The following is a 3,108-nucleotide window of genomic DNA, read 5'->3' as shown; positions in this document are numbered from 1 at the left end:
TCCACCTCCAGGGGCACGGCGGGAAACAGGGAAGGGAGGGCCGTCTACGCCAGCAGGTGCTTGGGCCCGATGACTTGCGAGCCCGCGCGGCGGCCGGGGCGCCGCCACGCCGGCCGACGCCAGCGCTCGCCGGTTTGGAAAAAAGTCCAGTGCAATCCACTGGTGTAACTGGAGGCAGTCACGGCCCAGGCCTGCAAGTGCCCCTGGGCCAAGGCCTGCGCAATGCGTGCAGGGCGCACCACCCGGCCGAGCAAGGCCGCCAGCGGTGCCGGGTCGAGCAGCCAGCGCGGCAGCCGACGCAACAACCACGCCGGCGAGATCAGGCCGGCCCAGCGCATCCCCGGCGTCATCCGCCACGGCTGGACCCGGTAGACCTGATCGGCGTGCAAGCCCGTCCACAAGCGCGCCAGTCGATCCACCGCCACCGCCCCCACCGGCGCTTGGTCGGCCAGGCAGGCGGCGTTCAGCGCGCCGGCCGACGTGCCCACCAGGATGTCGAACCAGCCCCCGGTGGGCGAGCCCAGCAATTCGGCCAGCCCCTGCAACACCCCGACCTGGTAGGCCGTGCGGGCCCCGCCCCCCATCAACACCAAGGCGGTGCGCGGCGCAGCGGCCTGCTCGTCCGGCGCATCGAGCAAAGAACCAAAAGCAGTGCCCAAAGTCATGGCACCAATTGTGCGCAGCGGACCACGCCAGCGAACACTCACATTCCCTAAGTGCGCGGTTTCACTGGCACTTGTACGTCGAAATCAGTCGTTGGTAGGCGTCCCAGGTGCGCTCGGCGGCCTTGCGCTCGCGCAGGAAATGCAGGTCGTGGAAGTAGCCAAGCATCAGCGTGTTCATCTCCCACACGAGTTGGGCCGGCTCGGTCTCGGGGCGCAGATGCCCCTCCTCGATGGCCTGCAAGACCGTGCGCGCCAGGGTCTTGCGCCAGCGCGCCACCCCGGCGCGCACCTTTTTGCGCAGCGGCGACTCCATCGGGTGCAGGTCGAAAGCCGCCACCGCATGCAGCGAGCCGGCCATGGACCGGCGGCCCACGCCGCGGCCAATCCACAGCTCCATGATGCGGTCCAGCCGGGGCAGGCCGCGCGGGGCCTGCAACGCCGGCAGGAAGACGTGCTCGGCAAAGAGCTGCTCGTAGCGTGCCAGCACCAGGTCCTGCAGGTTCTCCACCGAGCCGGTACGCACGAACACCCCGCTCTTGCTGATGCCCAGGCGCTTGGCCACCTCGCCCAGCGACATGCTGGACAGCCCCTGGGTGATCGCCAGCTCCAGCGCAGTGTTGACGATGGCGCTGAGCGTGCGCTCGCTCTTTTTCTTCGGGATGGGTTCGGTCATGGCGTGGCGGGCCGGTCCCCGGCCATGCCGGACTGCACAGCGAAACGAGGCCCGGTGAAAAGCCGTGATGGTACGCGCCTGCGCCGCCGCCGTGGGGGGGCCGGTGGCCGCCCGGCCCCGGGCCCCTCTGCCCCGAACGGCAGGGGGAGCCTGGTGCTTCAGCGAGAATCGCGCCTGTCACGAAACCGTCATCGTGGCGTCATCTGCCCGTCTGCCGGGCCCTGCGACATGGAATTCAAGAACATCGCCAAGATCGAGAAGGCCACCCGCCGTGGCCGCAACGACTCCTTCCGGCTGGGGGTAGGCCTGCTCTTTGCTGTGGGCATCTTGCTCTACACCAGCCTGTCTCTGGGGGTGAGCGGCCCCCATGCCACCTTGCTGGTGGCCGCCAGCGTGATCGGCGGCTACATGGCGATGAACATCGGCGCCAACGACGTGGCCAACAACGTCGGCCCGGCCGTGGGCTCGCGCGCCATCTCGATGGTGGGCGCGCTCCTCATCGCCGCCGTCTTCGAAGCCGCCGGCGCGCTGATCGCCGGCGGCGACGTGGTCAACACGATCCAGAAGGGCATCATCCGCCCCGAGGCCATCGGGGGCACCGACCGCTTCCTGTGGCTGATGACGGCCTCGCTGCTGGCCGGCGCGATCTGGCTGAACGTGGCCACGGCCGTGGGCGCGCCGGTGTCCACCACGCATTCCGTCATCGGCGCGGTGCTGGGGGCCGGGGTGGCCGCCGGCGGCGTGAAGGCGGCCAACTGGGCCCAGCTGGGCGAGATCGCCGCGAGCTGGGTCATCTCGCCGGTGCTGGGCGGGCTGATCGCCGCCGCCTTCCTTTACTGGATCAAGCACAGCATCGTCTTTCGTGACGACATGGTCGGCGCAGCGCGGCGCACCGTGCCGGTGCTGATCGGCCTCATGACCTGGGCCTTCTCGTCCTACCTGATGCTCAAGGGCCTCAGTCGCGTGTGGAAGGTGGATTTCCCGCTGGCCCTGGCGATCGGTGCCGGCCTGGGCCTGGCCGCCTGGGGCCTGGTGCGGCAGTGGGTGCAGGTGCGCGCCACAATGCTGCCCAACACCCGCGAGGGCATCAACTCGCTGTTCACCCTGCCGCTGATCTGCGGCGCGGCCCTGCTGAGCTTCGCCCATGGCGCCAATGACGTGGCCAACGCCGTCGGCCCGCTGGCGGCCATCGCCGAAGCGGTGCGCACCGGCGCAGTCTCCGGGCAGGCCAGCATCCCGCTGTGGGTGATGATCGTCGGCGCGGCAGGCATCTCGCTGGGCCTGCTGCTCTACGGCCCCAAGCTGATCCGCAAGGTGGGCAGCGAGATCACCGAGCTCGACCAGATCCGGGCCTTCTGCATCGCGATGTCGGCAGCCCTGACCGTGATCGTGGCCTCGCAACTGGGCCTGCCGGTGAGCTCCACCCACATCGCCGTGGGAGCGGTGTTCGGCGTGGGCTTCCTGCGTGAGCACCTGCAGCGGCGCCAGGCCCATGCCCTGGAGTTCATCCGCAGCCAGCACGCGGATGCCCCGGACGGCGTGCTCGAGCGCTACCTCGAGGAGTTCTCGCGCGCCAGCGTCGAGAAGAAACGCGACATGCTCGCGCAGCTCAAGCGCCGCACGATCGGCACCGAGCTGACCAAGTTCGAGCGCAAGACGCTGCGCAAGGTCTATCGCGAAGAGCTGGTCAAACGTTCCGAGCTGGTGAAGATCGCCGCGGCCTGGGTGATCACCGTGCCCGCCTCGGCGCTGCTGGCGGCCATGCTGTAT

Annotated in this window: 3 protein-coding genes; 1 reads left to right on the top strand and 2 read right to left on the bottom strand. The window is 69.5% G+C overall.

Annotation, left to right across the window (positions count from 1 at the left end; all coding sequences use genetic code 11):
* Positions 1-44: 44 nt before the first annotated feature.
* Together ACK42S_RS16845 and ACK42S_RS16840 are read right to left on the bottom strand one after the other, a co-directional pair.
* Complete coding sequence (locus ACK42S_RS16845) at positions 45-665, bottom strand: patatin-like phospholipase family protein (RefSeq protein WP_409710262.1); 621 nt, start codon at positions 663-665, stop codon at positions 45-47.
* A gap of 61 nt (positions 666-726) precedes the next feature.
* Positions 727-1,338: a TetR/AcrR family transcriptional regulator gene (locus ACK42S_RS16840; protein WP_409710259.1), complete on the bottom strand. Its 612-nt coding sequence runs from the start codon at positions 1,336-1,338 to the stop codon at positions 727-729.
* A gap of 228 nt (positions 1,339-1,566) precedes the next feature.
* On the opposite strand from ACK42S_RS16840, the gene ACK42S_RS16835 reads away from it, so the two are divergent.
* Positions 1,567-3,108 (top strand): inorganic phosphate transporter (locus ACK42S_RS16835; RefSeq protein ID WP_409710256.1); only part of this gene is annotated, 1,542 nt, incomplete at its 3' end.

The organism is Caldimonas sp. (assembly GCF_046289365.1).
Classification (GTDB): domain Bacteria; phylum Pseudomonadota; class Gammaproteobacteria; order Burkholderiales; family Burkholderiaceae_C; genus Caldimonas.
This window is presented reverse-complemented; position numbering and strand designations above follow the sequence as displayed.

Bases quoted from the DNA above. Each gene is read 5' to 3' on its own strand.
- ACK42S_RS16845 (WP_409710262.1), bottom strand. From the start codon at position 665: ATGACTTTGGGCACTGCTTTTGGTTCTTTGCTCGATGCGCCGGACGAG.
- ACK42S_RS16840 (WP_409710259.1), bottom strand. From the start codon at position 1,338: ATGACCGAACCCATCCCGAAGAAAAAGAGCGAGCGCACGCTCAGCGCC.